Source organism: Kribbella orskensis (assembly GCF_004342085.1).
GTDB lineage: Bacteria > Actinomycetota > Actinomycetes > Propionibacteriales > Kribbellaceae > Kribbella > Kribbella orskensis.
In genome coordinates, this window is the sequence record NZ_SLWM01000021.1 from 14,300 (window position 1) to 39,677 (window position 25,378).

30 protein-coding genes and 1 tRNA gene are annotated in these 25,378 nt (G+C 68.8%); 16 read left to right on the forward strand and 15 right to left on the reverse strand.

What is annotated here, in order from left to right; genetic code table 11:
• The first annotated feature begins 7 nt into the window (after window positions 1-7).
• Together EV644_RS35100 and EV644_RS47955 are read left to right on the forward strand one after the other, a co-directional pair.
• On the forward strand, window positions 8-1,123 hold the full coding sequence (locus EV644_RS35100; protein WP_132194575.1) for an aromatic ring-hydroxylating oxygenase subunit alpha: 1,116 nt from the start codon (window positions 8-10) through the stop codon (window positions 1,121-1,123).
• A gap of 24 nt (window positions 1,124-1,147) precedes the next feature.
• Window positions 1,148-1,441: an ATP-binding protein gene (locus EV644_RS47955; RefSeq protein ID WP_369410581.1), complete on the forward strand. Its 294-nt coding sequence runs from the start codon at window positions 1,148-1,150 to the stop codon at window positions 1,439-1,441.
• Here the strand turns inward: EV644_RS47955 and EV644_RS35110 are convergent.
• The 4 genes from EV644_RS35110 to EV644_RS35125 form a co-directional block, all read right to left on the reverse strand.
• Window positions 1,419-2,162 (reverse strand): GNAT family N-acetyltransferase, encoded by a 744-nt coding sequence (locus tag EV644_RS35110; protein ID WP_132194573.1) that lies wholly within the window; start codon window positions 2,160-2,162, stop codon window positions 1,419-1,421. The two genes, EV644_RS47955 and EV644_RS35110, sit on opposite strands and share 23 nt — an antisense overlap.
• A gap of 405 nt (window positions 2,163-2,567) precedes the next feature.
• Window positions 2,568-3,599 (reverse strand): 4-hydroxy-3-methylbut-2-enyl diphosphate reductase, encoded by a 1,032-nt coding sequence (locus tag EV644_RS35115; protein WP_132194571.1) that lies wholly within the window; start codon window positions 3,597-3,599, stop codon window positions 2,568-2,570.
• Window positions 3,600-3,724: 125 nt separating this feature from the next.
• A tRNA-Met gene (locus EV644_RS35120) sits at window positions 3,725-3,798 on the reverse strand.
• Between the two features lie 98 nt (window positions 3,799-3,896).
• On the reverse strand, window positions 3,897-4,307 hold the full coding sequence (locus tag EV644_RS35125) for a hypothetical protein (protein ID WP_132194569.1): 411 nt from the start codon (window positions 4,305-4,307) through the stop codon (window positions 3,897-3,899).
• A 191-nt stretch (window positions 4,308-4,498) separates the two neighbouring features.
• Between EV644_RS35125 and xseA the strand changes: the two genes are divergently transcribed.
• Genes xseA through EV644_RS35140 form a run of 3 tightly spaced genes read left to right on the forward strand, consistent with a single transcriptional unit; the run spans window position 4,499 to window position 6,569 of the window.
• On the forward strand, window positions 4,499-5,725 hold the full coding sequence (gene xseA / locus EV644_RS35130; RefSeq protein ID WP_132194567.1) for an exodeoxyribonuclease VII large subunit: 1,227 nt from the start codon (window positions 4,499-4,501) through the stop codon (window positions 5,723-5,725).
• Window positions 5,722-5,937, forward strand: coding sequence for an exodeoxyribonuclease VII small subunit (locus EV644_RS35135; protein ID WP_132194565.1), 216 nt, complete (start codon window positions 5,722-5,724; stop codon window positions 5,935-5,937). The genes xseA and EV644_RS35135 overlap by 4 nt, the downstream gene beginning before the upstream one ends.
• A 2-nt stretch (window positions 5,938-5,939) precedes the next feature.
• The gene (locus tag EV644_RS35140; RefSeq protein ID WP_132194563.1) at window positions 5,940-6,569 is read left to right on the forward strand and encodes a GNAT family N-acetyltransferase; all 630 of its coding nucleotides are present in this window, start codon (window positions 5,940-5,942) and stop codon (window positions 6,567-6,569) included.
• Here the strand turns inward: EV644_RS35140 and EV644_RS35145 are convergent.
• Window positions 6,510-7,154, reverse strand: coding sequence for a TetR/AcrR family transcriptional regulator (locus EV644_RS35145; RefSeq protein ID WP_132194561.1), 645 nt, complete (start codon window positions 7,152-7,154; stop codon window positions 6,510-6,512). The two genes, EV644_RS35140 and EV644_RS35145, sit on opposite strands and share 60 nt — an antisense overlap.
• 59 nt (window positions 7,155-7,213) lie before the next feature.
• Here EV644_RS35145 and EV644_RS35150 point away from each other — a divergent pair, with 59 nt between their 5' ends.
• On the forward strand, window positions 7,214-7,813 hold the full coding sequence (locus EV644_RS35150) for a flavodoxin family protein (RefSeq protein ID WP_132194559.1): 600 nt from the start codon (window positions 7,214-7,216) through the stop codon (window positions 7,811-7,813).
• Window positions 7,813-8,133 (forward strand): DMT family transporter, encoded by a 321-nt coding sequence (locus EV644_RS35155; protein ID WP_132194557.1) that lies wholly within the window; start codon window positions 7,813-7,815, stop codon window positions 8,131-8,133. Before EV644_RS35150 ends, EV644_RS35155 begins: the two co-directional genes overlap by 1 nt.
• On the opposite strand, the gene EV644_RS35160 is transcribed toward EV644_RS35155, so the two are convergent.
• Window positions 8,087-8,692: a TetR/AcrR family transcriptional regulator gene (locus EV644_RS35160; RefSeq protein ID WP_158293011.1), complete on the reverse strand. Its 606-nt coding sequence runs from the start codon at window positions 8,690-8,692 to the stop codon at window positions 8,087-8,089. The two genes, EV644_RS35155 and EV644_RS35160, sit on opposite strands and share 47 nt — an antisense overlap.
• An 81-nt stretch (window positions 8,693-8,773) precedes the next feature.
• Here EV644_RS35160 and EV644_RS35165 point away from each other — a divergent pair, with 81 nt between their 5' ends.
• Window positions 8,774-9,868 (forward strand): enterochelin esterase domain-containing protein, encoded by a 1,095-nt coding sequence (locus EV644_RS35165; protein ID WP_158293012.1) that lies wholly within the window; start codon window positions 8,774-8,776, stop codon window positions 9,866-9,868.
• 40 nt (window positions 9,869-9,908) lie between these two features.
• Here the strand turns inward: EV644_RS35165 and EV644_RS35170 are convergent, their stop codons facing one another.
• Together EV644_RS35170 and EV644_RS35175 are read right to left on the reverse strand one after the other, a co-directional pair.
• Window positions 9,909-10,580, reverse strand: coding sequence for a nucleotidyltransferase family protein (locus EV644_RS35170; protein ID WP_132194551.1), 672 nt, complete (start codon window positions 10,578-10,580; stop codon window positions 9,909-9,911).
• A 119-nt stretch (window positions 10,581-10,699) separates the two neighbouring features.
• Entirely contained in the window at window positions 10,700-11,284 is a 585-nt protein-coding gene (locus EV644_RS35175) for a DUF4245 domain-containing protein (protein WP_132194549.1), read from the reverse strand.
• 62 nt (window positions 11,285-11,346) lie between these two features.
• Here EV644_RS35175 and glpX point away from each other — a divergent pair, with 62 nt between their 5' ends.
• The 5 genes from glpX to EV644_RS35200 all read left to right on the forward strand — a co-directional run bounded on the left by glpX (window position 11,347) and on the right by EV644_RS35200 (window position 15,055).
• Window positions 11,347-12,381, forward strand: coding sequence for a class II fructose-bisphosphatase (gene glpX, locus EV644_RS35180; protein ID WP_132194547.1), 1,035 nt, complete (start codon window positions 11,347-11,349; stop codon window positions 12,379-12,381).
• Window positions 12,378-13,337: a carbohydrate kinase family protein gene (locus EV644_RS35185; protein ID WP_132194545.1), complete on the forward strand. Its 960-nt coding sequence runs from the start codon at window positions 12,378-12,380 to the stop codon at window positions 13,335-13,337. Before glpX ends, EV644_RS35185 begins: the two co-directional genes overlap by 4 nt.
• Window positions 13,338-13,339: 2 nt before the next feature.
• A complete protein-coding gene (locus EV644_RS35190) occupies window positions 13,340-13,840 on the forward strand; it encodes a hypothetical protein (RefSeq protein ID WP_132194543.1) in 501 nt (166 codons plus the stop codon).
• A gap of 136 nt (window positions 13,841-13,976) precedes the next feature.
• Entirely contained in the window at window positions 13,977-14,390 is a 414-nt protein-coding gene (locus tag EV644_RS35195) for a hypothetical protein (RefSeq protein WP_132194541.1), read from the forward strand.
• Window positions 14,391-14,668: 278 nt separating this feature from the next.
• Window positions 14,669-15,055 (forward strand): hypothetical protein, encoded by a 387-nt coding sequence (locus tag EV644_RS35200; protein ID WP_132194539.1) that lies wholly within the window; start codon window positions 14,669-14,671, stop codon window positions 15,053-15,055.
• Between the two features lie 9 nt (window positions 15,056-15,064).
• Here EV644_RS35200 and EV644_RS35205 read toward each other — a convergent pair whose 3' ends face one another.
• On the reverse strand, window positions 15,065-15,763 hold the full coding sequence (locus EV644_RS35205; RefSeq protein ID WP_132194537.1) for a DUF1707 SHOCT-like domain-containing protein: 699 nt from the start codon (window positions 15,761-15,763) through the stop codon (window positions 15,065-15,067).
• A gap of 194 nt (window positions 15,764-15,957) precedes the next feature.
• Here EV644_RS35205 and EV644_RS35210 point away from each other — a divergent pair, with 194 nt between their 5' ends.
• Together EV644_RS35210 and EV644_RS35215 are read left to right on the forward strand one after the other, a co-directional pair.
• Entirely contained in the window at window positions 15,958-17,628 is a 1,671-nt protein-coding gene (locus EV644_RS35210; protein ID WP_132194535.1) for a fumarate hydratase, read from the forward strand.
• 117 nt (window positions 17,629-17,745) lie between these two features.
• The gene (locus EV644_RS35215; RefSeq protein WP_132194533.1) at window positions 17,746-18,171 is read left to right on the forward strand and encodes a nitroreductase/quinone reductase family protein; all 426 of its coding nucleotides are present in this window, start codon (window positions 17,746-17,748) and stop codon (window positions 18,169-18,171) included.
• Window positions 18,172-18,359: 188 nt separating this feature from the next.
• Here EV644_RS35215 and EV644_RS44855 read toward each other — a convergent pair whose 3' ends face one another.
• From EV644_RS44855 to EV644_RS35225, 3 genes are all read right to left on the reverse strand, one after another.
• Window positions 18,360-18,521 carry a hypothetical protein gene (locus EV644_RS44855; protein ID WP_158293013.1) on the reverse strand — a complete coding sequence of 54 codons (162 nt, stop codon included), beginning with the start codon at window positions 18,519-18,521 and terminating at the stop codon, window positions 18,360-18,362.
• Between the two features lie 272 nt (window positions 18,522-18,793).
• Window positions 18,794-19,486 carry a ribonuclease FAU-1 family protein gene (locus EV644_RS35220; RefSeq protein ID WP_132194531.1) on the reverse strand — a complete coding sequence of 231 codons (693 nt, stop codon included), beginning with the start codon at window positions 19,484-19,486 and terminating at the stop codon, window positions 18,794-18,796.
• Window positions 19,483-20,886, reverse strand: coding sequence for a class II fumarate hydratase (locus EV644_RS35225; protein ID WP_132194529.1), 1,404 nt, complete (start codon window positions 20,884-20,886; stop codon window positions 19,483-19,485). Before EV644_RS35225 ends, EV644_RS35220 begins: the two co-directional genes overlap by 4 nt.
• 103 nt (window positions 20,887-20,989) lie before the next feature.
• Between EV644_RS35225 and EV644_RS35230 the strand changes: the two genes are divergently transcribed.
• Window positions 20,990-21,382 (forward strand): DUF3224 domain-containing protein, encoded by a 393-nt coding sequence (locus EV644_RS35230; protein WP_132194527.1) that lies wholly within the window; start codon window positions 20,990-20,992, stop codon window positions 21,380-21,382.
• Here the strand turns inward: EV644_RS35230 and EV644_RS35235 are convergent.
• From EV644_RS35235 to phoH2, 3 genes are all read right to left on the reverse strand, one after another.
• A complete protein-coding gene (locus tag EV644_RS35235) occupies window positions 21,367-22,050 on the reverse strand; it encodes a spermidine synthase (protein ID WP_132194525.1) in 684 nt (227 codons plus the stop codon). The two genes, EV644_RS35230 and EV644_RS35235, sit on opposite strands and share 16 nt — an antisense overlap.
• A 74-nt stretch (window positions 22,051-22,124) precedes the next feature.
• Entirely contained in the window at window positions 22,125-22,823 is a 699-nt protein-coding gene (locus tag EV644_RS35240) for an aggregation-promoting factor C-terminal-like domain-containing protein (RefSeq protein WP_132194523.1), read from the reverse strand.
• A 171-nt stretch (window positions 22,824-22,994) separates the two neighbouring features.
• The gene (phoH2, locus tag EV644_RS35245; RefSeq protein ID WP_132194521.1) at window positions 22,995-24,329 is read right to left on the reverse strand and encodes an RNA 5'-3' helicase PhoH2; all 1,335 of its coding nucleotides are present in this window, start codon (window positions 24,327-24,329) and stop codon (window positions 22,995-22,997) included.
• Between the last annotated feature and the right edge of the window lie 1,049 nt (window positions 24,330-25,378).

Here is a 25,378-nt window from a genome sequence, read left to right on the forward strand (position 1 = left end):
TGACTGGATGGCGAACGCACCGGTCGACCCCACCGCCCTGGCAGCCTCACTCCGCCCGCACGGCGAGTCCGTCATGCTGCCGCAGGCGGCGTACACAGACCCGGCCGTGCTCGCCTGGGAACGCCGCAACTTCTTCGCCGCCACCTGGACCTGCCTCGGCCGCGCCGACGAACTGGCAGCCGGTACGACGTACCGCGCGACGGTGGTCGGCGACGTCGGGGTGATCCTCACGTTCGGGGAGCGCCCGCGCGCGTTCGCCAACACCTGCAGGCATCGCGGCCACGAACTCCTCGGCCAGGGTGGTACGAGCGACCGCCGCTCGGTGGTCTGCCCGTACCACGGCTGGTCGTACGAACTGGACGGCGCGGTGAAGGCGGCGCCGCGGATGGGCGACACGTTCGACCCCGCGCCGTACGGACTGACCGAACTCCCGTCGGAGGTCTGGCACGGGTGGCTCTTCGTCAACGCGCTCGGCACGGCGGCGCCGTTCTCCGAGCACCTCGGCGGGATCACCGACCTCGTCGCGCCGTACCGGCCGGAGGCGTTGTCGCTGAAGGCGCGGCACAGCTACGACGTGGCGTCGAACTGGAAGACGATCGTGGAGAACTACCACGAGTGTTACCACTGCCCGCTGATCCACCCGGAACTGTGCAAGGTGTCCCCGCCGACCTCCGGCGACAACTGGAACCTCCCCGGCGCCTGGGTCGGCGGGCTGATGGATCTTCGTCCGGGAGTCGAGACGATGTCGCTCGACGGGCGGTCCCGCGGGATCCCGCTACCTGGTGTGGATCCGCGGACGGTGAACTACCTCGGGCTGTTCCCGAACCTGCTGATCTCGCTCCACCCCGACTACGTGATGACGCACCGACTCGAGCCGCGCTCATCGGGAGTCACCGCGATCGAGTGCTCGTGGTACTTCCCCGACGAGGTGGACGACCCGTCGTACGCGGTCGAGTTCTGGGATGTCACGAACCGCGAGGACTGGGCCGCCTGCGAGTCGGTGCAGCGGGGCGCGGAGTCACCGCACTTCCGCCCCGGCCCGCTCGCCCCCGCCGAGGACGCCGTCTACCAGTGGGTGACGATGATCGCCCGCGCCTACCTCGGCAAGAGCCTCACCCAGTAGCCGACACAGCGGTGAATTCACCCCATTCAGGCCGACGACCTCTACGACCTCATCTCCAAGGGCCTCGCCGAGGACCGCTCGATCGCGATCACCGCCAATCGCGCACCCCAGGACTGGTATCCGCTGTTTCTGAACCCGGTCGTGGCCGAGTCCCTCCTGGACAGGCTCATCAACACGGGCCACCAAGTGTTCGTGAACGGGCCGTTCTACCGGCCGAACAAGCTACCAAAGCGAAGACCGCGACCACCTGACCGATCACCAATCCGGGGTCGGTCCAATGAGCGTGGTTCCTGCGTCACGAATCGAGCTGGACCCTGATCTGGGTCCCGAGTTCGCTGAAACCCAAAGCGCGGGCGACACTGAGGGATTCCGGCACGCGGGCGCGCCACTGCGGGAGCATCCCGGCCGCGAGTGCGTGGGCGACCGCGGCGGACGCAGTGGCGCGGGCCAGTCCTCTGCCTCGGGCTGAGGGTGCAGTGAGGACGCTGAGGTGGGCAGTGTTTCGAGGCCAGCTGGTGTGGCCGGATGCTGCGATGACCTCATTGCTTTCGTCTGCTTCGCGGATGACGAAGACTGGGGAAGTGATCTTGTCGATTCCCGCCTCGTCGGTGTCGCGTCGGCTGCATAGCCGTTCCAGGGCTCGGAGGTCTTCGTGGTCTGCGGGGAGTTCCTCGATGGTCTGGCCTGCGGCGAGGGCGGCGGAGTCGGCGGGCCGGAAGTCGTCGGCGGTGAGGTAGGCGAGTGCCGTCGGGCCGAGGACGGCGGTCGGGGTGAGGGCTTGGGCCACTCCCTTGTCGCTGCGGAGTTGGGCGATCGACAGGTTGGCGAGGACTTTACGGGCCCTCTCCGCGTTTTCGTCATCCGGGGCGGTGGCGATCGCCGCTTCGCCGAGGATGACGAGACCCATCCAGCCTGGTGGGCACATCTTCGAGGTCGGAGACGTGACGACCGTCAGGCCGGTGGACGGGAAGGCGACGTCGGTCGAGGCGATGTCGGTCCATAGGTCGCGGGCTTGGGAGAGGAGGCTGGTGCGGGGCATGGGGTGATGATGCCAGTGCTGACATTTTGGGCGGACCTGTGGGTTTTCGGTGCGGCGAGGAGGCGCTAGATGGACATCGACGCTGCCGCACAAACGCGACCATCTGTCTTGCACGGTCCTATTACGTGAGCCGACCCCGAGGGAATTGCATGAGCTCAACCTCACGCTGTCGCCGACGATCGACGGGATGACGGTCTCGATGCGGTACCGCGAGTGGGGCTCGATGCTGGCGCCGATCACCAACCGCGTCGAGGGCGACTGGTCGAACGTGGTCGGCCGACCGCACACCTACGCCACGCCAGGCACCTACACCTTCACCTACACGATCCAGTACTGCGGGCCGAACGGCGTACAGGAGGTCGTCAAGACGGCGAAGCTGAAGATCGTGAGGACGACGCCTAGCCTTCAGGCGTGGTCGGAGGTGCCAGTGGTCGCCAGGCCGGCGGCCTTCAGGTCGGTGCGGAGCTCGCGGGGCAGGGAGAACACCAGGCTCTCCTCCGCGGTGGTGACTTCCTGCACCTCCGCGTAGCCGCGCTCGGCCAGCCAGCTGAGCACGTCGCGCACCAGCAACTCCGGCACGCTCGCACCGCTGGTGACGCCGACCGAGTCGACACCCTCCAGCCAGGCCTCGTCGATCTCGGCCGCGTAGTCGACCAGGTAGCCCGCCTTGGCGCCGTGCTCGACGGCGACCTCGACCAGGCGGACCGAGTTCGAGGAGTTGCGCGAGCCGACCACGATCATCAGGTCCGCGTCGGGAGCCAGCTTCTTCACCGCCGCCTGGCGGTTCTGGGTGGCGTAGCAGATGTCGTCGCTCGGCGGGTCCTGCAGCGCGGGGAACCGCTCGCGCAGCCGGCGTACGGTCTCCATCGTCTCGTCCACCGAGAGCGTGGTCTGGGACAGCCAGACGACCTTCTCGGGGTCGCGGACGACGACGTTCGGGACGTCGCCGGGGCCGTCCACCAGGTGGATGTGGTCCGGGGCCTCGCCGCTGGTGCCGATGACCTCTTCGTGGCCCTCGTGACCGATCAGCAGGATGTCGAAGTCGGTGGCGGCGAACCGCTTCGCCTCGTGGTGCACCTTCGTCACCAGCGGGCAGGTCGCGTCGATCGTCTTCAACTGCCGCGCGGCCGCCTCCTCGTGCACCACCGGCGCCACGCCGTGCGCGGAGAAGATCACCGTCTCGCCCTCCGGCACCTCGACGGTCTCGTCCACGAAGATCGCGCCGCGCGCCTGCAGCGTCTGCACGACGTGCTTGTTGTGCACGATCTCCTTGCGCACGTAGACCGGCGGCCCGTACAGGTCGAGCGCCTTCTCGACGGCGACGACCGCCCGGTCCACGCCCGCGCAGTACCCGCGTGGGGCCGCGAGCAGCACCCGCTTCGTCTTGAGCGCGGTCGGCGTACCGGAGTCTTCAGGCTGGACAGTCACGGCTCCCATGGTACGGGCCCCTGCCGGACGCCCTCCCGGCCGTGGCGGACATCACCAGCCACAGCGTGACCCACCTCACCAACCACCGCCTCACCGGCAAGCGTGAGGTGTTGAGGACATGACCGGATGACGCGTACCAGGGGCCGGGATCGAACCGGCGACCTCACCCTTATGAGGGGTGCACGCTAGCCAGCTGCGCCACCCTGGCGCGTGAACTGTTGTCACCGGGAATGCCGTTGCTGTTGGCAACGAGCCGGAAGTCGGGAGCCGCCCGCCCTGTCCGGGCGGCTCCTTCCCAGGAGGTGTTCACTGCCTCAAGGATGCGGGCGGATCCCCTGGTGCGCAAAGGGTTTTCAGGCCTTTGTGGTAGGTCAAGACGGCGACGCCGCTCTGGTAGATCTGGTGGTCTGTCAACCGAATACTGCGCGGCTCGAAGGCGTCTTGCGCCCAGGCCTGGATCACATCGAAGTCCGCAGGCACAAGGCCACGGTTGGCCTCGACGCGGTGCAAGAGGTACGGGCCGAGCCGTTCGACCGCGTCGAGGTAGAAACGGTCGTAGCGGTTGACCTCGTCGTCGATCCAGACGATCGGCCGCGCACCGACCCACTCGGCGACGTGCGGCGTCTTCCAGGAGCGTCGACTCGGGTTGCCCCTGGCGTCTGCCGGCCAGAGGATCACCGGGAGGTCGTCGAGCAGACCGAGCCGCGGAGCGATCAAGCGATTCGCACCGTGTTCCGAGCTCGTCGCCCAGACCAGCTCGAAACGTCTCGGACAGGGCGTTCAGTTCGGCATGCCAGAGAATGTACGGGTCGGCGCTACTCCCCCGACCCGTCATCCACAGGCCCTACCCGGCGCGCCATCCACAGGGGCTGGGAGGGATTGTCGGCGGGTGGCCGTAGAGTCGCCGGGTGGCTTTGGAAACCTCGCCGGATGCGCCTGCGGCCGTTCGCACGATCGCGAACGGCATTGCCGGCTGGATCAACCAGCTCGGCGCCGTCTGGGTCGAGGGACAGCTGACGGACGTGTCGGCGGGGCGTGGCATGTCGACGGTGTTCGGCACGCTGCGCGACACCGACGCGGACATCTCGCTGCGCTTCACCTGCAACCGGCGGATCTTCGACGCGGTCGATCCACCCGTCACCGACGGCTCGCGCGTCGTCGTGAACGCCAAGCCCAACTTCTTCGCCAAACGTGGCACGCTCGCCCTGGCGGTCAGCGAGATCCGGCACGTCGGCATCGGTGAACTCCTCGCCCGGATCGAGCGCCTGAAGCAACTACTCGCGGCCGAGGGACTCTTCGCGGCGTACCGCAAGAAGGCGTTGCCGTTCCTGCCGCACACGATCGGGCTGATCTGCGGCCGCGACTCGGCAGCGGAGCGCGACGTCCTGGAGAACGCCAAGCGCCGCTGGCCCGCAGTCGTCTTCCGCGTCGAGTACGCGTCGGTCCAGGGGCCGTCCGCGGCCGGCGAGGTGATGACCGCGCTGCGCCGGCTGGACGCGGACGAGTCCGTCGAGGTGATCGTCATCGCCCGCGGCGGCGGCTCCCTGGAGGACCTGCTGCCGTTCTCGGACGAAGGCCTGATCCGCGCCGTCTCCCAGGCCCGTACGCCGATCGTCAGCGCGATCGGTCATGAGCCTGATTCCCCGCTGCTCGACCTGGTCGCCGACCTGCGCGCGTCGACGCCGACCGATGCCGCCAAGCGGATCGTGCCGGACGTGCGCGAGGAGCTGGATGGGGTTCGCCTGCTGCGCGAGCGCGCCAACCGCGCCGTGCGGGGCTGGCTCGAGCGGGAGATCCACGCGTTGGCCGCGATCCGGAGCCGTCCGGCGCTGGCCGCCCCGACGACCGACCTGCAGCGGCGTTCCGACGAGATCGTCGCGCTGGTGGAGCGCAATCGCCGGACCTTGACCCACCGGCTCGACCGCGCCGGCGACGACCTGGCCCACCGGCTGGCGAGTGTGCGCGCCCTGTCCCCCAAGGCAACCCTCGACCGCGGGTACTCCGTGCTCCAGCTCGCCGACGGCACCGCAGTACGGGAGGTCGGGCAGGTGTCGGTGGGTGATCTGCTGAACGCACGGGTCAGCGATGGCCGATTCGATGTGGAAGTGACCTCGAGCTCGAAGGAGAGCAAGTGACCGCCGATCGACCCGAGATTTCCTACGAGCAGGCCCGCGAGGAGCTCGTCGAGGTGGTCCGCAAACTGGAGGCCGGCGGCACCTCACTGGAGGAGTCCCTCGCGCTCTGGGAGCGCGGCGAGGAGCTGGCGGCGACCTGCCAGCAGTGGCTCGACGGCGCCCGCAAGCGACTCGCCGAAGCCCAAGCCGCCCACCAGGAGAAGACCGACTGACCTTGCCCGACCACCCTGCCCCTACCGACTGCCGATCCACCGCCGACCGCCGGCTCGACGTACGGCCCGGCGACGTACGGCCCGGCACCGCGTTCGACGTACGGGCAGCTCGGTCGGGCGACCTGTACGGCGCGGCCGTGGCGCGGGTGGCGAGCTGGCGCGGCGCGTTCGCCGGACTGGTGCCGCAGGACTTCCTCGACGCCATGGATCCCGCGAAGATCGCCGCTTCCTGGGCCGACAGCATCGCCGCCGGACGCTCCCGCCTGTACGTCGCGGCTGCGGTCGCAGGCGGCGAGATCGTGGGGTATGCGGGCGTCGGCCCCGAGCGGGAGGCCGATGCGCCCGAGCACGTCGGCGAGTTGTACGCGCTGTTCGTGCACCCGGACTGGTGGGGCTCAGGAGCCGCACGCGTCCTGACTGACGCCGCGGTTGCCGACCTCAGAGCCGCGGGATGCGACCAGGTTTGGCTCTGGGTGCTCGAAGCCAACATCCGCGCCCGCGCCTTCTACCGCCGCTATGGCTTCACCGAGACGCCGGATCGCACCCACTCCAGCCTGAACAACCTCCCGGAACTACGCCTCCGCCTGCAGGCGCGGCCCGAGTACAGCAACGGCGACCGCACGAAGACCTGACTGCATCCGGGCGAGGTCGAAGCCCTCGGTGCGGAGAGCGTTGTGGAGGTCGGCGGCCAGCGGCGCGAGGATCACGTGGGCGGTGTAGTCGGCGTCGAGCTCGGCCCGCGCCTCCTCGACCAGCATCGCGATGTGCCGGTGCCACAGGCGGTATGACCCGATGCGGTAACGCGCGCCGTCCGACGCGTTCTCGCTGTCCATGAACAGCTCGACATGGCGGTCCAGCAGGTCCAGATAGGCGTCGAGGAACGCTGTCACCCGCTCGACGGCCGGCGCACCCGGACCGAGCGGCGGCGGCCCGCTCAGGATCTTCGCCTGCAACTCCTGCTCCCGCTCGTCCAGCAACGCCACCGCGAGCCCGGCCCGGTCGCCGAACCGCCGGAAGACGGTGCCCTTCCCGACTCCCGCAGCGGCCGCGATCGCGTCCAGCGAGACGTTCTTCACGCCAAGCTCGGCGAACAGCCGGTCCGCGGCCTCCAGCACCTTCAGCCGGTTCCGGCGCGCGTCGGCACGTTCGGGACGTGGCTCACCCAGGACGGGCAAACCCTGTTGTGAAACGGACTGTGGTCCGGTACGGTCGTTCATAAGACGGACTGTAGTCCGCTCGGCCCCTCGAGGCCACCTACCACCAGGAGGAATGCACCATGAGCAACACCACCGCCCGGATCGCGGTCGCGTACCACTCCGGCTACGGTCACACCGCGAAACAGGCCGAGGCGGTCGCCGCCGGCGCGGCCGGAGTACCGGGGGCTGTCGCCGACTTGGTCTCGCTGGACGAACTCACCGATGAGGTGTGGGAGCGGCTCGCGCAGGCGGACGCGATCATCTTCGGCGCGCCGACGTACATGGGCAGCCCGAGCGCGGTCTTCAAGGCGTTCGCCGAGGCGAGCGCGACGGTCTGGGCCGACAACCTCGGCTGGCGGGACAAGATCGCCGCCGGATTCACCAACTCGAAGGCGATGTCCGGCGACAAGCTGAACAGCCTGGTCGACTTCGCCATCCTCGCCGCTCAGCACGGGATGATCTGGGTCGGCCTGGACCTCTATCCGGGCTGGGCGACGTCGACCGCGAGCATCGAGGACCTCAACCGGCTCGGCAGTTGGCTGGGTGCGATGGCGCAGTCCGATGCCGACCTGTCGGCCGAGAAGGTGCCACCGGAGACCGACCTGCGTACCGCGGCCGCGCTGGGCGCCCGGGTCGCCACGGTGACCATCCGCCACCTCCGCGGTTCGCTGGCGGCCTGATGGCTTGGTGGGTGCTGGTCGCCGCGGCAGCCTGCGAGATCGCCTTCGCTCTGAGCCTCAAGCCCAGCGACGGCTTCAGCCGCTTCTGGCCGACCGCCGGCGTCCTCGTCTTCGGCGTCATCTCGGTGTACCTGCTCTCGAAGACCCTGGACCGCCTGCCCGTCGGTACTGCGTACGCCGTCTGGACCGGTCTGGGTTCCGTCGGGGTGGTCATGCTGGGCGTCGTCCTCTTCGACGAACCACTCACACCCATCCGGATCGCCTGCATCGGCCTCATCGTCGCCGGCGTCCTGGGCCTCCGCCTGGCCGGCAGCCACTGAGGTCCTGCCGATAGCCCGAGGCGAGAAGGTCGATGAGGCAGTCGGCCGTGCTGGCGGCGGTCCAGCCGTAGGGGCCGTGGAAGGCGCGGAGGTGGACGTAAGTGAGGAGGGTCAGGTTGGTGAGGGCCACGACGTACCGTTCGCGGTCCTCGGGTGGATCGAGGGTGCTGTCGGCGGCGCCGGCTTCGAGGATGCGGAGCCAAGGGCCGAAGAAGTCGAGTTGCTCGCCGACGCCGTCCAGGTCGGGACCGTGGAACGCCTCCTCCGTGTGGGCAAGCAGTGGAAGGTTGCGTTCGGCGACGGCGCAGAGGGAGTGCAGGGCGGCGGTCAGGCGGTCCCGGCCGCTGCCGTCCATCGTCAGCGGCGCCCACATCAGTTCGCGGTAGTCCGCCACCAGTCGCCGGCGGAGCAGGGCTTCGACCGAGGCTCGGGTCAGGCCATGGCGCCAGACGGTCGCGCGGGACACGCCTGCACGCTCGGCGATCCGGTCCAGGCTCAGCGCCGGCCAGCCCTCCTCGTCGAGCAGTTCGACGGCGACCGCCACCAGCTTCTGGTCCACGACGACTCCTGGCGATGGATGAAACAACCAGTCTCATGGTACGACGACGGCAGTTTCACCCATCGCCCGGAGGAGTGCCCGATGCTGATCACGCCCGACCCCGATCCCGCCTTCTGCCTCGTCACCTTCAGCTGGGCCGAGCCGGCCGGTCCACCGGTCGACGACGTGCTCGTACGGTTGATCGCGTTGACCGATCACGCGCAGGACGACGGGCGATTGGAGCCGTTCCTGCTCGACCGGCAACCCGACGGCGTGTGGAGCGGAACACTCCGGCTCCCGGCGGACCTGCGTACGTCGTACCAGCTGTGTCCGGTGCGGCACGGTTCACTGCGCGAAGGGCCGATCGACGACGAGCGATGGAGCGCCGTGATGACTGCGGGCCTGGCCGATCCGGCCAATCCGGCGATCCTCCCGGCCGGCTGCACCTTCGGGAACCAAGGGCCGGCTTCTGTACTCGAACTGCCTGCCGCACCGCCCCAACCAGGCTGGCGCCGCCGTCTCGGTACGCCGACGGGCAGGGTGACTCGTCACGCACTGGGCAGCTCGTCGGTGCACGTCTACCAAGCGCCCGGCGCCGAGGTGGACGCACCGCTCGTGGTGCTCTTCGACGGTGTCCGGTGGCTCAGCCTCGATGTCACGACGATGCTCGACAACTTCGTCGCGGACGGGCTGCTCGAACCGGTCGTGGTGTTGCTGGTCGACACCATCGGCGGCGCCCGCCGGTACCACGGGCTCACGCGGCCCTGGCTCTTCAGTCCACTGGTGGACGACCTGATCCCCTTCGTGGAGGACGGTTGGAAGGTGACCCGGGATCCGGCGAGGACGGTCGTCGCCGGGCAGAGCCTGGGCGGGTTGCTCTCGACGCACCTCGCGCGGACCCGTCCCGAACGCTTCGGCGCGGTCCTCGGCCAGTCCTGCTCGTTCTGGTGGCCTGGCACCGAGGAGGTTGGCGAGCTGATCGGTGAGGCGGAGATCGAGGCCGTCGAAACAGGTCCGCGGACCCGATTCCACCTCACCGCCGGCCTCCACGAGCGCGACCTGCTGACCGGCAACCGCAGAATGCGCGACGCCCTCTCCGCCCACGACCTCACCTACCGGGAGTACCAAGGCGGCCACGACTTCGCCTGCTGGCGAGGAGACCTTGCCGACGGTCTCCTCACTTTGCTCCCGAAGTAGACCCCACTCGCCGCATCGTGGGGCTCGTGGTCGTTCGAGGTCAGACCTTGGGGCGGCGGGAGCGGCGACGGGACAGGCGGCCTCGGGTGGGGAGCGCAGCGGGTGGGACGACGGGGGCCTCCTCCTCGATGTCGGGGAGGGCGACCAGGGTCTGGTAGTCCTCCCAGGTCTCGACCCGGAGCGGGATGTTGCCGGCGGCATCTACTTCGGTGATCGGGTGGCGCCCGGCCCGGATCAGGCCCCAGACGTCCAGGTCGCTGCGGAGCTGCCGCAACTCGCCGAAGAGCTCGCGGCCGAACCAGCACGGGTGCCCCTGGCCGTTGTCGTAGCGGCTCACCCCGATCGGCGTGGCGGGCCCCGCGACCTCCGCGACCAGGGACCAGACAGTGGCCGAAGTCACGCCCGGTTGGTCGCCCAGCATCACCACGATGCCGTCCGTACGCCGGTCGACCACGTCCAGGGCGGGCACGATCGACGAGCTACCGGTGTCCGCGTGCGGTGAATCCACCACCCAGGCGCCGTCCAGGTCGACGCGTTCGCGGACCTGCTCCGACGCCGTCCCCAGCGTGACGATCAACTGGTCGAAGCCGCACTCGCGGGCGGTGTCCAGCGATGCCCCGAGCAGGGTCTCACCCTGGTAGGACAGCAGCTCTTTGGGCACGCCGAGCCGCGGCGACCCATCGGCGGCAAGCACCAGTCCGGTGACGAACACGCCGCATCAACCCCCGACCTGGTTTTCAGACCGCACGCCAGGCTCCTTCGTCGATGCCGATCAACTGATCGAACCCCGAGCCGCCTCGACGTGTCAACGTCTGAATTAGTTCGCGGCAATCAGCGCAAAGTAGCCGCAAACGTTTCAAGCGCGGGATACCCGGCATTTCCGACCACGATCGTGGTGACACCCGAGCCGCTCAGGACGAGCGCATGCTCGTTCTCGCGGTCCAGCAGGGTTTTCCGCTGCCAGACCACCCCGGACACGGTCGTCGTACCGTCATCCTCAGTCTTGCCCAGCTTGTCGGACTGGAATCCCTTGTTGGTGACATTGGACTGTTCCAGGCCGACGTATTTCTTCTCGGTGGTGACAATTCCGAGGTGCCAGGTGATCGGGCTTTGCTCCGGCGCGCGGAATTCCACGCTGGTCGCGGTCCAGCCGTCCGGCATCGGCGCCGGGCCACGGACCCACGGCGCCACCTTCCTCGCATCCTCCAGCTGAGCCGTGTACTCGACCGCGTTGATCTTCTCCGACTTGGGCCGCCACGTCACCACCGCGAGGAACGCCACCACGATGAAGCAGGCCAGCAGCGCCCAGAACATGTTGGTCAGGGTGCGGGCCTTCGCCCGGTCCACCTTGTTCTGCGCACGGTAGGCCTCGGCCTCCGCGCGGACCCTCGCCTGCTCCTCACTCGTCGAGCTCATGTCACCAGTGTCCCCCGAGACCGATCTCGGCCGGACACCGACCGTTGGCTACGATCCGTGGCATGAACGACCTCTCCACGCCACCTGCCCATCTCGAGGTCGACGAGCACGCGCCCGACCGCAACCTGGCCCTCGAGCTGGTCCGGGTCACCGAGGCGGCCGCGATGGCCGCCGGCCGGTGGGTCGGCCGGGGCGACAAGAACGGCGCCGACGGCGCGGCGGTGAACGCGATGCGCACGCTGATCGGCACCGTCGGGATGAACGGCGTGGTGGTGATCGGCGAGGGCGAGAAGGACAACGCCCCGATGCTCTACAACGGCGAGCAGGTCGGTTCCGGCGTCGGCCCGGAGTGCGACGTCGCCGTGGACCCGGTCGACGGGACCACGCTGGTGGCCAAGGGGATGGCGAACGGCATCGCCGTGATGGCGGTGGCGCCGCGCAACACGATGTACGACCCGTCCGCGGTGTTCTACATGGAGAAGCTGGTGGTCGGACCCGAGGCCGCCGACGTGGTGGACATCCGGTTGCCGGTCGGGGAGAACATCCGCCGGGTGGCGAAGGCGAAGGGCTCCACGGTCGACGACGTCACGGTCGTGCTGCTGGACCGCCCGCGTCATGAGGACCTGGCAGCGCAGATCCGGGCCACCGGCGCGCGGATCAAGTTCATCAGCGACGGCGACGTGGCCGGCGCGGTGGAGGCGGCCCGGCCGGACACCGGCCTGGACATGCTGGTCGGCATCGGCGGTACTCCGGAAGGCATCATCGCGGCGTGCGCGATGAAGTGCATGGGCGGCCTGATCCAGGGCAAGCTCTGGCCGCGTGATGACGAGGAGCGGCAGAAGGCGCTCGACGCCGGCCACGACCTCGACCGGGTGCTCTCCACCGACGACCTGGTCAGCGGTGACGACTGCTTCTTCGTCGCCACCGGCATCACCGACGGCGAACTGCTCCGCGGCGTCCGCTACCGCAGCTCGATCGCCCGCACCCACTCGCTGGTGATGCGTTCGCGCAGCGGCACCATCCGCAGCATCGAGAGCGAGCACCAGCTCTCCAAGCTGCGCGCCTACTCGGCCATCGACTTCGAGCACGCCCGATGACCGCACCCGTCCTCGTCATCGGCGAGGCGCTCGTGGACATCGTCGGCACCGGCGGTCGCTCCAACGGCAGCGGATCCGGCCGCAACGGCAGGCACGGGACCAAGGCGACCCCCGGCGGCTCCCCCGCCAACGTCGCCGTCGGGCTGGCCCGCCTCGGCCTGCCGACCGAGCTGGTCACCCGCTTCGGCACCGACCCGTACGGCGACCAGCTCGGCGCGCATTTGTTCGGCAATGGCGTCCAGCTCGCTCCCGGCTCGGTCGACCCGCACTTCCGCACCAGTACCGCGACCGCGACCCTCGACGGGGACGGGGTCGCGTCGTACCAGTTCGACATCACCTGGGAGCCTCCTGCGCTCTCCCTGTCCCGTGGCTGCCCGGCGGTCCACACGGGCTCGATCGCGACCGTGCTCGAACCAGGCGCCGAGGCGATCCGCCGTTTCCTCGGCTCCCTCGCGGAACAACCCGTCACGGTCACGCTGGACCCGAACGCCCGCCCGACGATCACCCCGGACGCGGAGAGCACCTGGGCCGCAGTACGGGGTCTTGCTGCCTCCGCCGATCTGGTGAAGCTCAGTGACGAGGACTGCGAGTTCCTGCGGCCCGGGGCTACGCCAGACGAGATCGCGGCCGAGTTGCTGGCCGTCGACCGGACCAGATGCGTGGTGATCACCCGGGGTGGCGAGGGCGCGATCGGGATCAGCCGGACCGCGCGGATCGAGGTTGCCGCCCCCGCGATCAAGGTGGTCGACACGGTCGGTGCGGGCGATTCGTTCATGTCCGCGCTGATCGCCGGACTCCATACCCGCGGCCTGCTGGGCGCAGTACGGCTGGAGGGTCTGGACGAGGAGACCCTGTCCGATGTCGTCGACTACGCGGTGAAGGCGGCCGCGATCACCTGCACGCGGCACGGCGCGGATCCGCCGACCGCGGCCGAGCACAAGTCCACCTGGGGTTGAGGATGAGCACCGCGGCTACGTGGACCAGCGAGTACGAGACCACCGGCCGGGTGGTGTTCCCCCAGCGCCGCAGCCGTCTGCTGATCCGCCTGGTCTTCTTCGCCCTGCTGATGGCCGCGTCGCTGGTGAGCAACGTCCAGCACCTCCGCGCGGGCGACGTCTCCGGCACCTTGGGCGTACTGCGGCTCACGGCGCTCGCGGGATTCGTCTGCGTCGTCGGGCTCACTGTGTGGCAACTGATCACCCGCCGGCCCGTGGTCACCGTCGACCGGGTCGGCATCACCTCGGGTATGGACCGCGCCAAGGGCCTGGTCCCCTGGGAAGGAATCGCCCGCATCGACGCACCCTCGGGCCTCCCGGGCCTCCGCACCGTCCAGGTCCAGCCGCTCGACAAGCACGGTTCCACCGCTCTCGGCATCCCCCAGGATAACGTCCAAAACCTGGCCGAACTCACCGACTGGCTCCGAGCCCTCCTAGCCCAACGCCAGACCCCCACGGACTAAGCCGTTTCCTTTACAGTGACGGTCCACAGTGACTGGGGGAAACCACATGCCGCCAATGGGCGACGCAGGTCCGGACACCTGGTCGGACGAGTTTGAGCGAACGGGCCAGGTGGTGTTTCCGCAGCGCAGACGCCGGATGGCGATCAGACTGGCGATCATGGTGGTGCTCACCGGGAACCTCGTGCTTTCGCACGCTCCAGACGCACTCGGCAAGAGCGGCTTCGGCTGGAAGACCCTCGGCGTGCTCCTGTCTGTGGGGTGCCTCCTTGCCATCGCGGACTGCATCCGGCCGGTGATCACCCTTCGGCCGATGCTCATCATCGACCAGACCGGGATCCGGCTCGGTCAACGCCAGCTCGCGTGGGGCGAGGTCGGGGAGGTCGGCGTGATCACCGGCTGGCAAACCCTTCGCTCCCTGCCCGTCATCCCTCGCGATGAGCGGGCGAAATCGCTGAGCGTGCCGCAGGACAACGTGAAGGATCTGGAGGTTTTCGCCGGCTGGCTCGGCGAGGTTCTAGCTCAGCAGCGCCAGAACGACATACGGAGCTGAAGGGCCTGGGCGTTCTCGGTCTGCTGGGCCGGCGTCGGCTCAGTGAGGCCGAGGACCGACCGGATCCGGGCCATGGATGAAGTGTCCGCCACCCAGGGACCATCCGACGTCTACAGTGATGACGCTTCGGGGGCGGAGCGGCAACTGGGGGGCAAGGTGGCAGGGATGGGCGAAGCGGGCGCGAAGGTCTGGGCGGCCGAGTGGCAGCGCCATGGGAGGGTGGTGTTTCCGCTTCGACGGAAGCGGATCGCCTTGACCTTGGCGTTGATCTGGCGCTCGTGGTGAACCCCGCCATCGGGCTCACCTCGCAGATGTTCGACGATGCCGTCGACCCGGGCTGGAGTGCGTTCACCCTCGTCTACGCGCCAGTGGTTGTCGGAGTGATCGGATTCCTCGGGTGGCAGTTGATCACCCAGCGGCCCGTGCTCACAGTTGACCAGGACGGCATCCGGCTCGGCACGCGGAGGCGACGGCTCGGCTGGTCCGATATCGGCATGGTCGGCTTCGTGTCAGGGACGAAGGGCCTACAGAATCTGCCGGTCATCCCGAACGACGCCTGGGCCAAGGGGTTCGACATCCGACAGGACAACGTGAAGGACCTGGCCGCCTTCGCGGGCTGGCTGACCGAGGTGATCGACCAGCGGCGGACCGGAGTACGGGGGTGATCGAAGCGGTCAGGTGAGGCCGAGGCGTTTGGACAGGCGGGGGCCTCGTTTGATCTTGATCTCGCCGAGGATGGCGGTGCCCCGGATGTGGAAGACCTTCGGGGCGGCGGTGTTCGGCTGGGTGGTGCTGCCGCCGAGGCCGGACTCCTGCTCCGTGACGGAGCCGAGGATCGGGTTGCTGTCCAGATGGACGATGGCGTTCTGTGGGACCCGGATCTTCACGTCCGCGAGGATCGACTTCACGTCGACGAAGACCTCGTCGTACGGCAGGTGGGCCTCGGTGTAGTCGAGCGTCACGTCGCCGAGGACCGCGTTCACCTCCTGGCGCTGCGGGGCGATCCAGCCGCCGGTCCGCTTGCCCTCGGAGAGGAACACGTTCATCACGGGCGTGTAGTGCGTGACACCTTGCTGACCGGTCGCCGCGACGGGCTGCACGTCCGAGGAGGCCGGCACGGCAAGGCCGTTCGGCAGGTCGGCGGTGATCTGGACGAGCTCGCCGTAGGTCTTGGAGGCGTACAGCGTCTCCAGCCTGTCCTCCAGCTCCGGGTAGCTCAGTCGGCCCTCGCCGGCGGCCTCTCGGAGCACGTCGGCGACTTCCTCGCGTTCGAGGTCGGAGACCCGGCGGCGCAGCGCCAGCTCATCACCGGTCGGCTGCGCGGGCGTGTTCGGCTGGGGAGTCTCGTCCTGGGGAATCTCGTCCTGGGCCACGACAAGACCTTACGCGCGCGAAGGCCTGTTCGCAGATGAGTTATGCCCCCGATTCACCCCTGAGCACGACCCTGATCCCAGAGCCCGACCCCAGGGCCCGATCCGGCGGGAGTGTGCGGCCCGTCGCAGCGACCTGGGCGGCTCCGATCTAGGCTTGGGGTAAATCTCAGACCACTTGCCTGGAGGTACGCCCGGTGTCCGCCGACTTCTCCTACTCCGACCTGCTCCCGCTCGGGGCCGACGACACGGAGTACCGGCTCCTCACCACCGAGGGAGTGAGCACCTTCACGGCCGGCGGCCGCACCTTCCTGCAGATCGAGCCGTCCGTGCTGCAGGCGCTCACGGCCGAGGCGATGCACGACATCTCGCACTACCTCCGTACTGCGCACCTCGCCCAGCTGCGGCGGATCATCGACGACCCGGCGGCGTCCGGGAACGACCGGTTCGTCGCGCTCGACCTGCTGAAGAACGCGAACATCTCGGCCGGCGGCGTACTGCCGATGTGCCAGGACACCGGTACGGCGATCGTGATGGGCAAGAAGTCCGAAGGCGTTCTCACCGGCGCAGTGGACGAGGAGTGGATCAGCCGCGGCGTGTACGACGCGTACACGAAGCTGAACCTGCGTTACTCCCAGATGGCGCCGCTGACCATGTGGGACGAGAAGAACACCGGGTCCAACCTCCCGGCCCAGATCGAGCTCTACTCCACCCCCGGCGGCGGGACGGCCGACCCGGCGTACAAGTTCCTCTTCATGGCCAAGGGCGGCGGCTCGGCGAACAAGTCGTTCCTGTTCCAGGAGACCAAAGCGGTGCTCAACCCGGCCGGGATGATGAACTTCCTGGACGAGAAGATCCGCTCACTCGGTACTGCGGCCTGCCCGCCGTACCACTTGGCGATCGTGGTCGGCGGCACCTCCGCGGAGTACGCGCTGAAGACCGCGAAGTACGCGTCCGCCCACTACCTGGACTCGCTGCCGACGACGGGATCTCAGCTCGGGCACGGGTTCCGCGACGTCGAGCTGGAGCAGCAGGTGTTCGAGCTGACCCAGGAGTTCGGGATCGGCGCGCAGTTCGGCGGCAAGTACTTCTGCCACGATGTCCGGGTGATCCGCCTGCCCCGGCATGGCGCGTCCTGCCCGGTCGCGATCGCGGTGTCCTGCTCGGCCGACCGGCAGGCGCTCGCGAAGATCACCCCCGAGGGCGTCTTCCTGGAGCAACTCGAGCGCGACCCCGCGCGGTTCCTGCCGGACACCACCGACGAACACCTCGCCGATGACACCAACGTGGTCCGCATCGACCTGAACCGGCCGATGAGCGAGATCCGCGCCGAACTGTCGAAGCTGCCGGTGAAGACCCGCCTGTCGCTGAGCGGCCCGCTCGTGGTGGCACGCGACATCGCGCACGCGAAGATCAAGGAACGCCTCGACGCCGGCGAACCGATGCCGCAGTACCTGAAGGACCACGCCGTGTACTACGCAGGCCCGGCCAAGACGCCCGAGGGCTACGCGTCCGGCTCCTTCGGCCCGACCACGGCCGGCCGGATGGACGCGTACGTCGACCAGTTCCAGGGCGCGGGCGGCTCCTTCGTCATGCTTGCCAAGGGCAACCGTTCGGCCAAGGTGACGGCCGCGTGCAAGGAGCACGGCGGCTTCTACCTGGGCTCGATCGGCGGCCCGGCGGCGCGGCTCGCGCAGGACTGCATCAAGTCGGTGGACGTGCTCGAGTACGCCGAGCTCGGGATGGAAGCGGTCTGGAAGATCGAGGTCGAGGACTTCCCGGCCTTCGTCGTGGTCGACGACAAGGGCAACGACTTCTTCACCGACACCCGCAAGCCCGTCCCCCTCACCGTCCGCCCCCGCAGCTGATCCGTCCCCCCGTCCCTCGCTTTGGCCCACGACCTCGCTTGACCCGCAGTACGGCGTACTGCGGGTGCTTGACGGTCCAGGGTGATCGCAGGACGCTCAGTTCAGGGGTGGTGTGGGATGAACCGAGGAATGACCCGCGTCGGGAATCACATCGGCGTCTGGATGTACCGCAAGCTGGACGGGCGGCTCGCGAGCACCAGGAACGCCCACGTCCTGCTGCTCACCACCCCCGGCCGGCGCACGGGTCTGCCGCGATCCACCTGCGTGCGTTATCTCGCGACCACGGACGGTTTCCTCGTCTGGGGCACGGCGTCAGGGGCTCCGCACGACCCCGACTGGTTCCGCAATCTCCGGTCGACGGCGACCGCGGAGGTCCAGATCGACGCACGGCACCTGCAGGTGCAGGCCCGCGAACTGACCGGCAAGGAGCGCGACGCCGCCTGGACCGACGTCATCCTGTCGGCAGCCCCCACTGTCGCCCGCTACGCCACCAAGGCCAACCGCACCATCCCAGTAGCCCTACTTACACCTCTCAAGGAGTAGCACCGGCTCAGCGTGTACTGCGAGGCCGGCACAGTAGGTCGACGGCCAGCACCAGTCCTCAGCGCGAACGCGGACCTGGGTGCGCTGAGGTCCGTCGAGAGCACGCAGGTAGTTCTCGTCCGCCCCCGGCGCACGCTGTGCCCACTCTGCTCCGTCTGTGCGGGGTCAGCCGGCGGTCGCGATCGCCCTCAGCTGGCGGCCGCCGCGGCGGCCGGATCGGGGAGCTTGATCATCAGGTGCTTCGCCCCACGGAGCACATCGGCCTCTTTGTGCCCGAACGCCTGAAGGTACGACCCCAGAGCGGATCGCAGTAACCGCAGCTCCTCGTCATCGAGTTCGATTGTGTACATATTTCCAAGGTAGATCCGTCCGAGGCAGAAAGCGCCACCTCGTGACCGACCCGTTGTGACGCCCTGATCCCGGATCAGCCGTCCTCCCCCGAGGTCCAATCCGGCCATGACCAGAATCTCGGCGGCAACCTCCCCCAACGGCCGATCGTTTGCGGACGGTGAAGTCCTCGATGTGAGCAAGCGTCCCGTGACCCTTCAGAGCCGCCTGGAATACAGATCCCACGCCTCGACGGCAACAACCGACAGCCGGATGCCCTCGACGTACCCGCGGGTCAGCCGAGGAGGTGTTGGGTTATGTGGGTGACGGTGTAGCCGGTGGGGGCTTCGGGGAGGCGGAGGTGGGGGTCGGGGATGAAGGTTTGCCAGTGGTCGGAGAAGGGGGCGGTCCAGGCTTTGATGTCGCGTACTGCGGCGTGGGCGTCTGCGGTGATGCGGTCAGCTTCGGCCTGGGTGAAGCGGCCGGCGGCGACTGCGCCTTCGAGTTCGTCCTCGTCTTTCCACTCGACAGTGCGGTCCGGGTTGATCCACAGGTCGAGCACGTAGTCGACGGTGGAAGTACGCCGGGCGTCGGGGTCGCGGCGGTGCTCGGCCTCGAGGTTCACGTACCAGCCGCGGAAGGTGCCGTCCTCGCCCCAGAAGTGCCACACCGACCAGGGCTTGCCGGTCGGGGACACCTTCAGGATGCCGGTGCCGTGCCAGATGTCGAGCTTGAGCACCCGGTCCTCGGTGAACATGCGCTCGGGACCGGCGTGCCGGGTCTCACGGCCGTCGACGAGCACCGGCTTGATCAGGGGTGTCCCCGGCGCGAGCCAGGCGACCAGGCCTTCCTCGTCGTCGCGGATCACGGTCATCGGCCGCACGTTCGGCAGCTCGCGATGCCGGCCGGTGCCTTCGTAGACCCACTCGATCGTGGTGCCCGGCTCCCAGAACTCGCTGACGCGGGTCTCCGCCTCGGCCGCCGTCACGGCTGGGCCGGACGGGTCATGGAGAGGACGTCGAGGGCGGCGTCGAGCTGCTCCTCGGTCAGGTCGCCCTTCTCGACGTGACCGTTCTCGATCACGACCTCGCGGATCGTCTTGCCCTGCTTGAGCGCGCTCTTCGCCACAGCGGCCGCGTTCTCGTAGCCGATGTAGCGGTTGAGCGGTGTCACGATCGACGGCGACGACTCGGCCAGCGCGCGGGCGTGGTCCACGTTCGCGGTAATGCCGTCGACGCAGCGGTCGGCGAGCAGCCGCGAGGTGTTGGTGAGCAGCTGGATCGACTCGAGCAGGTTGCGGGCGATCACCGGGAGCATCACGTTCAGCTCGAAGTTGCCTCCGGCACCGGCCACGGTGATGGTGGTGTCGTTGCCGATCACCTGGGCGGCGGCCATCAGGGTCGCCTCGCAGATCACCGGGTTCACCTTGCCCGGCATGATGCTCGACCCCGGCTGCAGGTCGGGCAGGGCGATCTCGCCGAGGCCGGCGCGCGGGCCGGATCCCATCCACCGTAGGTCGTTGCAGATCTTGGTCAGGCTCACGGCGATCGTCTTCAGCTGACCCGACAGCTCCACCAACGCGTCCCGGGCACCCTGCGCCTCGAAGTGGTCCGCGGCCTCGCTCAACTCCAGGCCGGTCCGCCGGTTCAGCTCGGTGATCACCTTGGCGGCGAACCCGGGCGGCGTGTTGATACCGGTGCCGACCGCCGTGCCGCCCAGCGGCAGCTCGGTGACGCGCGGCAGGGTCGCTCGCACCCGGTCGGCGCCGCGGCGGATCTGGGTGGCATAGCCGGTGAACTCCTGGCCCAGCGTCACCGGGGTCGCGTCCATCAGGTGGGTGCGGCCGGACTTCACCACCTCGGCGAACTCCGATCCCTTGCGGGACAGGGATTCCGCCAGGTACTCGAGCGCCGGCAGCAGGTCCTGGACGACGCCCGCCGTGGCCGCGACGTGGATCGCGGACGGGAAGGTGTCGTTGCTCGACTGGCTCGCGTTGACGTGATCGTTCGGGTGCACCTCGGAGCCGAGCTCGCGGGTGGCGAGAGTGGCGAGCACCTCGTTCACGTTCATGTTCGTCGACGTCCCCGAGCCGGTCTGGAAGACGTCGATCGGGAACTCGGCGTCGAACTCGCCGCCGGCCACCCGGTCGGCGGCCGCGACGATGCCGTCGGCAAGCTTCGCCTCGACCACGCCCAACTCCGCGTTCACCACCGCGGCGGACGCCTTGATCTGCGCGAGCGCGTGGACCAGCGCCGGCGCCAGCGGCTGGCCGGAGATCGGGAAGTTCTCCACCGCACGCTGGGTCTGCGCCCGCCACAACGCCTCGCGGGGCACCCTGACCTCGCCCATCGTGTCGTGCTCGATCCTGAATTCCACGTTGTCACCCATACCTGCAGCGTACGTCGATCCAGGCTGTCCGCCCGGACTGGTAGAACCGTTGTGGACAACCCCACATGGGACACGGATCACGGACAAACCCGAGGGAGTACGGATGCGCTTCACCCAGGCTTTCGAGATCACCATGTGGGACCAGTCGACCTACGACGACTCCGGCGACCTGGAGCTCGGCCGGGCGAGCGTCGCCAAGAACTTCGCCTCCGGCGACGAGGAGGGCGGCGGCCTCGAAGGCTCCAGTTCGGCGGAGCTGCTGATGGTGGGCACCAGCGCCGGGCCGGCGGCGTACACGGCGGTGGAGCGCTTCACGGGCACGCTGGGCGGCCGCGACGGGTCGTTCGTGATGGTGCACGGCGCGAGCGCGGACCAGACGTCCTCGCCGGGCAGGATCGTGGCCGCGGTCGGCGACCTCACCGGCCTGACCGGGACGGTCCTCTTCGAGCACGACGACGAGGGCCCCCGCCTCACCCTCGACTACGACCTCCTCTGACCGGCAGCGCCCTCAGCCAAGCGACCCTGATAGACGTAATAGGTCTCGGCCCGTCCCTGCAGCTCCACCGACACGGGCCGTACTGCGCACGCCCCGAACGTGTCCCGCACAGCCCCGGCCAGCGCGTCCGACGCGGAAGACGACCACACCGTCAGTACTCCGGACGCCCGCAACCGCCGCCTGCACTCAACCAGGAAGTCCACCTGGTAGATCGCCGAATTCTCGTTGTAAACAAGGAAATCCGGCCCGTTGTCGACATCCAGCAGGATCCCATCGAGCGATCCAGCTGGTTGCCCCATCACCACATCCTGGACGTCCCCGACCTCGACCCGAGCCCGCGGATCGTCCAGCACCGAAGGCACGACCCCATCCCGCATCCACCGCACCACATCAGGCTCGATCTCCGCCACGACCACCTCGCGCACCCGCTCATCCGCGAGCAACGCGCGCACCGTGTACCCGAGCCCCAGCCCGCCGACAAGCACGCGCGACGGTCGCAGTACGGCGTCCAGCGCGACGGAGGCGAGCAACTCCTCACTGGAGGTCTCCCGGTCGTCCATCACGAACACCCCGTTGACCCTCAGTTCCAGCGCGCCGTCACCCCGCCGCCGCAGTACCAGTTCTCCCCGCTCACTGACCGCGCGTGCCACCTCGTCCACGCCGGACATCCTGCCGCAGACGCACGAAAGACCGCAGAGCGCCCAGGGGCACCCACGGTCTTTCAGGGTGACAGCGGTGAGACTCAGTACCAGCCCGTGGCCTTCGAGTGGGACCAGGCGCCGCAGGGCGAGCCGTAGGTGTTCTCGATGTAGTCCAGGCCCCACTTGATCTGGGTGACCGGGTTGGTGCGCCAGTCGGAGCCGTAGGCGGCCATCCGGTTGCCGGGGAGCGCCTGGGGGATGCCGTACGCGCTCGACGTCGGGTTGTCCGCGCTGACCTTCCAGCGGGACTCCTTGGTCCACAGGCTGTCGAGGCAGGAGAACTGGCTCTCCTTCCAGCCGTGGTCCGCGAGCAGGTTCATCGCGATCTCCCTCGGCGTACCGGAGATCTTCTTGCGCTCGGCGTCGCGGCTGGCGCGCTCCTCGCGGGAGTTCTCGTCGGTCTTCTGCAGCGCCTTGTACCTCGCGAGGGCGGTGTTCTTCGCCTTCTGGCGCAGGTCGGCCTTGTTCTGCAGGGCGATCCGGGCGGCCTCGACGGCCTCGATCTGGTTGCGCAGCCGGGTGACCTCCTCGGCCTGCTCCTCGGCGCTCAGCGGCTTCGGCGACGGCGACTTGGCCTTCTGCGCCTTCTCGCTGTTCAGCACGGCCAGCTCGGCCCGGCCGGAGACCGGATCGGAGGCGGCACTGCTCCCGGGGGAGCTGAAGAGGTCGAGTCCTGCAACAACGGAGACTACGGCGATCCCACTGACTGCGAGGACCGCGACGGAGCGCTTCGCTTTCATCTGTCCTTCCGAGATACCCGACCCCCGTCGGCTGCAACAGGAACATACTCTGGACTAAACCAACCGTGATCACAAGCAGGTCACAGAGAACGGTGCGGCCACATGGCGTGTGGCCGCACCGGGTAGCGCGAAAGTCTTACTTTTGTTTTACACCAAGCCCCTACCGGCTGGTCACAACTGCACATCCTCCAGCATCTCGGTGACCAGCGCGGCGATCGGCGAGCGCTCCGAACGGGTCAGCGTGACGTGCGCGAACAGTGGGTGACCCTTCAGCTTCTCGACCACCGCGACGACCCCGTCGTGCCGGCCGACGCGCAGGTTGTCCCGCTGCGCCACGTCGTGGGTGAGCACCACCCTCGAGTTGGCGCCGATCCGCGAGAGCACGGTGAGCAGCACGTTGCGCTCCAGCGACTGGGCCTCGTCCACGATCACGAACGCGTCGTGCAGCGAACGGCCGCGGATGTGGGTCAGCGGCAGCACCTCGAGCATGCCGCGGTCCATCACCTCGTCGATCACGTCGCTGCTGGTCAGCGCGCCGAGCGTGTCGTGCACGGCCTGGGCCCAGGGCGCCATCTTCTCCGACTCCGAGCCGGGCAGGTACCCGAGCTCCTGGCCGCCGACGGCGAACAGCGGCCGGAACACGACCACCTTCTTGTGCTGCCGGCGCTCCATCACGGCCTCGAGTCCGGCGCACAGCGCCAGCGCCGACTTACCGGTACCGGCGCGGCCGCCGAGCGAGATGATCCCGACGTCCGGGTCCAGCAGCAGGTCCAGCGCGACCCGCTGCTCCGCGGAGCGGCCGCGGATGCCGAAGGCCTCCCGGTCGCCACGCACCAGCCGGATCCGCTTGTCCGGCATCACCCGGCCGAGCGCGCTGCCCCGCTCCGAGAGCAGCACCAGGCCCGTGTGGGTCGGGAAGTCCCGGCCCTCCGGGATGTCCAGGACGCCGTCCTCGTACAGGGAGTCGACGTCGCTGGTGGGAACGTCCAGCTCGTCCATCCCGGTCCAGCCGGAGTTCAACGCGAGCTCGGCGCGGTACTCCTCGGCGTCCAGGCCGCAGGCCGAGGCCTTGACCCGCATCGGCAGGTCCTTGGAGACCAACGTGACGTCGCGGCCCTCGGCCTGGAAGTTGCACGCCACCGCGAGGATACGGCTGTCGTTGTCGCCGAGCCGGAAACCGGCCGGCAGGCTCTCGGGGTCGGTGTGATTGAGCTCGACCCGGAGAGTTCCACCCTTCTCCCCCACTGGCAGGGGTGCGTCCAATCGTCCGTGCTGGATCCGGAGCTCGTCCATCAAGCGCAACGCGGTGCGGGCGAAGTAGCCGAGCTCAGGGTGATGCCGTTTTGCCTCCAGTTCGGTGACGACGACGACCGGGATGACGACCTCGTGCTCGTCGAACCGCACCATCGCGTGCGGATCGGACAGGAGCACGGAGGTGTCCAGCACGAAAGTGCGCTGCTCCGGCGTGGATGAGGTGTTTGACGCCTTGGCGTGGGTGGCAGCCATGTCGCACGTCCTCTCGGACCGCGGCGTGCACCACGCCCGGTCCACCAGTGGTCAGGTGTTGGACCGGGTCCGGGCCCGGAGGTCTGGTGCAGACCCCCTCCGCCACGCAGCACGCGCGTAACCGGAAATCAGCGAGGATGAGACCGAGGGTCTCGGGCACTCCGTTCGGCCCCTCATGGGGCTACCGGCGAGCAGTTACGTCTCATCTGATCGGGCCTCCCGGACGGCCGGCTTCCCCTCCGACCGTCACTTAGGACTGTAGATCTGCACCGCAAACGCCGCAGCCCGACACGCCCGGCCACGGGGTTAACGGCGTGTTACACCTTCCCTCCACCGGGGGACGGCGTTCGCCCACCAGGGTGAGCCCGTACTGCGGCCCGCCGGCTGAGGCTGGATCCATGCGGAAGAACTGGCCGGCCTGGTCCGGATATGCGGCAGCCAGCTGGTCTCTCGCGTACGGCGTCCTGGGGATCTTCTGGGCGGCGGGCGGCGCCGACTACCCCTTCGCCAAGGTGGATGAGGACCATTCGACGGGATCCCTGCTGGAGGGGGCACCCGTGGACATCGTGGCTCCGGCGATGGCGGTGCTGGGGCTGACGGGAGCGGTCGTCGCGGTGGTGATGACGAGACGGCAGCCGCGGGGGTGGCTCCTACAGGCGTTCGCCGGAGTACTGGCGGTCGGCCTGGCCCTGGTGATCCCCGACTACACGCTGTTAGCGATCGTCGCCCTGTCCCCCGCGCTGGTGGTGTTCGCCTTCACGGGCGTACCGGGTGAGCAGGGCGGGGTCGGCGACATCCTGTACTGGCACCGGGTGAACCTGGTGCTCATGTTCGTCGGCGGCCTCCTCTGGGCCGCTACGGCGCTCGCGTACCACCGCAGAGCCCGCCAGGCCTGTATCAGCTGCGGGCGGAGCGAGCAGCCCGACAGAGCCTGGACAACCCCGTCTGCGGCCCTGCGGTGGGGTCGCTGGGCAGTGGCGGCCGCAGTGGTCGCCAACCTCCCCTACGAGTTCACCCGAGTCGCCTGGTACTTCGGCTGGCCGCTGGGG

Bases quoted from the DNA above. Each gene is read 5' to 3' on its own strand.
- EV644_RS35100 (WP_132194575.1), top strand. From the start codon at position 8: ATGGCGAACGCACCGGTCGACCCCACCGCCCTGGCAGCCTCACTCCGC.
- EV644_RS35110 (WP_132194573.1), bottom strand. From the start codon at position 2,162: ATGCCCCGCACCAGCCTCCTCTCCCAAGCCCGCGACCTATGGACCGAC.
- EV644_RS35115 (WP_132194571.1), bottom strand. From the start codon at position 3,599: ATGGGAGCCGTGACTGTCCAGCCTGAAGACTCCGGTACGCCGACCGCG.
- EV644_RS35145 (WP_132194561.1), bottom strand. From the start codon at position 7,154: ATGAACGACCGTACCGGACCACAGTCCGTTTCACAACAGGGTTTGCCC.
- EV644_RS35150 (WP_132194559.1), top strand. From the start codon at position 7,214: ATGAGCAACACCACCGCCCGGATCGCGGTCGCGTACCACTCCGGCTAC.
- EV644_RS35155 (WP_132194557.1), top strand. From the start codon at position 7,813: ATGGCTTGGTGGGTGCTGGTCGCCGCGGCAGCCTGCGAGATCGCCTTC.
- EV644_RS35165 (WP_158293012.1), top strand. From the start codon at position 8,774: ATGCTGATCACGCCCGACCCCGATCCCGCCTTCTGCCTCGTCACCTTC.
- EV644_RS35175 (WP_132194549.1), bottom strand. From the start codon at position 11,284: ATGAGCTCGACGAGTGAGGAGCAGGCGAGGGTCCGCGCGGAGGCCGAG.
- glpX (WP_132194547.1), top strand. From the start codon at position 11,347: ATGAACGACCTCTCCACGCCACCTGCCCATCTCGAGGTCGACGAGCAC.
- EV644_RS35185 (WP_132194545.1), top strand. From the start codon at position 12,378: ATGACCGCACCCGTCCTCGTCATCGGCGAGGCGCTCGTGGACATCGTC.
- EV644_RS35190 (WP_132194543.1), top strand. From the start codon at position 13,340: ATGAGCACCGCGGCTACGTGGACCAGCGAGTACGAGACCACCGGCCGG.
- EV644_RS35195 (WP_132194541.1), top strand. From the start codon at position 13,977: ATGGCGATCAGACTGGCGATCATGGTGGTGCTCACCGGGAACCTCGTG.
- EV644_RS35215 (WP_132194533.1), top strand. From the start codon at position 17,746: ATGAACCGAGGAATGACCCGCGTCGGGAATCACATCGGCGTCTGGATG.
- EV644_RS44855 (WP_158293013.1), bottom strand. From the start codon at position 18,521: ATGTACACAATCGAACTCGATGACGAGGAGCTGCGGTTACTGCGATCC.
- EV644_RS35225 (WP_132194529.1), bottom strand. From the start codon at position 20,886: ATGGGTGACAACGTGGAATTCAGGATCGAGCACGACACGATGGGCGAG.
- EV644_RS35230 (WP_132194527.1), top strand. From the start codon at position 20,990: ATGCGCTTCACCCAGGCTTTCGAGATCACCATGTGGGACCAGTCGACC.
- EV644_RS35235 (WP_132194525.1), bottom strand. From the start codon at position 22,050: ATGTCCGGCGTGGACGAGGTGGCACGCGCGGTCAGTGAGCGGGGAGAA.
- EV644_RS35240 (WP_132194523.1), bottom strand. From the start codon at position 22,823: ATGAAAGCGAAGCGCTCCGTCGCGGTCCTCGCAGTCAGTGGGATCGCC.
- phoH2 (WP_132194521.1), bottom strand. From the start codon at position 24,329: ATGGCTGCCACCCACGCCAAGGCGTCAAACACCTCATCCACGCCGGAG.